The 2,600-nt window shown below is 62.6% G+C and carries 2 protein-coding genes; one reads left to right on the top strand and one right to left on the bottom strand.

All coding sequences use genetic code 11. From position 1 onward, the window contains the following. Positions 1 to 1,643 (top strand): mechanosensitive ion channel domain-containing protein (locus B7L71_RS09780; RefSeq protein WP_139790107.1); only part of this gene is annotated, 1,643 nt, incomplete at its 5' end. On the opposite strand, the gene B7L71_RS09785 is transcribed toward B7L71_RS09780, so the two are convergent. Next, positions 1,640 to 2,398, bottom strand: a complete 759-nt coding sequence (locus tag B7L71_RS09785; RefSeq protein WP_081137594.1) for a TlyA family RNA methyltransferase — start codon at positions 2,396 to 2,398, stop codon at positions 1,640 to 1,642. The genes B7L71_RS09780 and B7L71_RS09785 overlap by 4 nt on opposite strands. Positions 2,399 to 2,600: the final 202 nt, after the last annotated feature.

A 2,600-nucleotide genomic window follows, 5' to 3' on the forward strand; every position in this document is an offset into this window, starting at 1 on the left:
GGGCTGGCGTTGCCCTGCGCACGGCAGAAGGCGCCCTGGCAATGGGGCTGGCGCCGGCCTTGCTGCAACTGAGCCTGAGCTGGGGGGTGATTGCCTTGGGCCGCCGCCTGCTGGTGCCCGATGGCGTTGCCGAGCGTCACTTTACCTGGGCACCCGCTTACAATGCTCGATTACGCCAGCTGCTCGGAGGGTTAGGCGTGGCGCTGGTTCCCGTGGTAGGGATTGCGGCCATGTCTGGGCAGGTGGAGACCCCGCTGGCCATGCGCCCGGTGGCCATGGGGCTGTTCATGCTGGGGCTGCTGGCCATGGCGTGGTGGTTGATGCAGCTGATTCTGGCCCACGTGCCTGTCTTTGGAGTGCGGCTGTTTCGGTTGATCCTGGGGCTGGCCATGGCCAGCGTACCGTTGGTGATGCTTGGGCTGGTGGCCTGGGGCTACGAATATACGGCACTGCGGTTAGTGGCGCGTTTTGCCATGACTCTTTACCTGCTGGGGCTGTGGGTCGTGGTGGAAGCCACGGTGGTCCGCAGCCTGGCGGTGGCCGCTCGCCGCCTGGCGTATCGGCGCGCTTTGGCGCGAAGGCGTGCCCAGGTGCAAGAGGGGGCCGAAGGCGGTCTCGAAGTGGTCGAAGAGCCGCCCCTGGACATGGAGAAGATCAATACTCAGTCGCTGCGGCTCTCCAAGCTCATTCTGCTGATCGGGTTCAGTCTGCTGCTCTACCTGGTCTGGTCGGATCTGCTGGCAGTGCTGGGGTATCTGGATCAGGTGGCGCTGTGGGACGCCGATGAGGGCGATCTGGTGGACAGCGCGCTCTCCCTTTCCGACTTTTTCACCGCGCTATTGGTGGTCGCCATTACCTTCATCATGGCGCGTAACCTGCCGGGGTTGCTCGAAGTGATGGTGCTGTCGCGGCTGGCCTTGAAGCAGGGCAGCGCCTACGCCATCAGCTCACTGCTCTCTTACACCATCGTGGGTACCGGGGTCGTCATGTCGCTGGCCACCCTGGGGGTTTCCTGGGACAAGTTGCAGTGGCTGGTGGCGGCGTTGAGCGTGGGGCTGGGCTTTGGTTTGCAGGAGATCTTTGCCAACTTCATTTCTGGCCTGATCATCCTGTTCGAACGCCCCATTCGAATCGGCGACACCATCACGCTGGGTAACCTGCATGGCACGGTCAGCCGTATCCGCATCCGCGCCACCACGGTGACCGACTTCGATCGCAAGGAGATCATCATTCCCAACAAGACATTCGTCACCGACCAGCTGATCAACTGGTCGCTGTCGGACAATGTCACTCGGGTGGTGCTGACCTATGGCGTAGCGCATGGCTCTGATTTGCCATTGGTGCATCAGCTGCTGCGCCAGGCCGCCGATGAAAACCCACGCGTGCTGGCGGACCCGGAGCCTCAGGTGTTCTACCTCAACTATGGCCCGCACAGCCTGAATTTCGAGCTGCGCATCTTCGTCAACGACTTGCTGGACCGGCTGTTTGCAGCCGACGAAGTGAACTGCCGTGTGGATGAGCTATTCCGCGAAGCGGGCGTGCGGGTGGCCTTCGAGCAGATGGACGTATGGCTTCACCGAGATCAAGGGGAGTCGGTGAAAGTACAGACCCGCAAGCCGCTGCCTCCTGCAAATCTGGGTTAAGGGGCCTCGTGACTGGCCAGCATCAGGAACTCCCGATTGCCGTCCCCGCCGGTGATCGGGCTCTCTTGCCAATGGGTGATGTGCAAACCGCAGGTCTGGCAGGCTGCACGTATCTTGTGCTCCACCTCGCTGTAGCGGGCTGGGTCGCGTACCACGCCGCGCTTGTCCAGCGCGCTGGGCTCCAACTCGAACTGCGGTTTGACCAGAGAGATAAGCTTTCCCTTGGCCGGTAGCAAGGCGGCGATTTCCGGCAGGATCAGCGTTTGAGAAATGAACGACACGTCCATGATGGCCAGCTCGATGGGGTATTGGCGCAGCACTTCCAGCAAGGCTGCCGAGGTGCTCATGTGGCGCGCATTCAAGCCTTCCAGGCACACTACCCTTGGGTCCTGGCGCAGCGCTTCGGCCAACTGGTCGTGGCCTACCTCGACACCCACTACATGGCGGGCTCCGAAGCGCAGGGCGCAGTCGGTAAAGCCGCCGGTGGACTGGCCCACATCCAGCACGCCCAGGCCCTCCAGCCGCATATCCAGCGTAGTGAGCGCTCCCTCGAGTTTAAGGCCTGCCCGGGAAGCGTAGCGCTCCTCGGGGCCCTCCTCGACGCGCAGTGATGTGTCGGCGGGCCACTTTTCGGAAGGCTTGGTGAGCGGGGTGCCGTCGGTCAAAAAGACACGCCCGTTCTTGATGAGGCGCTGGGCGCGGGTGCGTGAGCTGGCCAGCGCCTGGCTGACCAGCAGTTGATCGAGTCGTATCATGGCAGCGTATCAGGAGCGTTGAAAGACCGCGCATTATGTCATGTTGTGCCTGGCTCTGCCTGCAAGTCGGTGGGAGGGATTCGCGTAGCTCCCCAGCTGCGATGTAGATAGCCCTTGACGCGCTCCCGCTCCTCCTCGCTGACGGTGGCCTGTTTGCCGCTCTCCAGAGGATCGTAGTGGTAGATGTTTGACGTCCTCCCCG

Source organism: Halomonas sp. BC2 (genome assembly GCF_002078115.1).
Classification (GTDB): domain Bacteria; phylum Pseudomonadota; class Gammaproteobacteria; order Pseudomonadales; family Halomonadaceae; genus Vreelandella; species Vreelandella stevensii.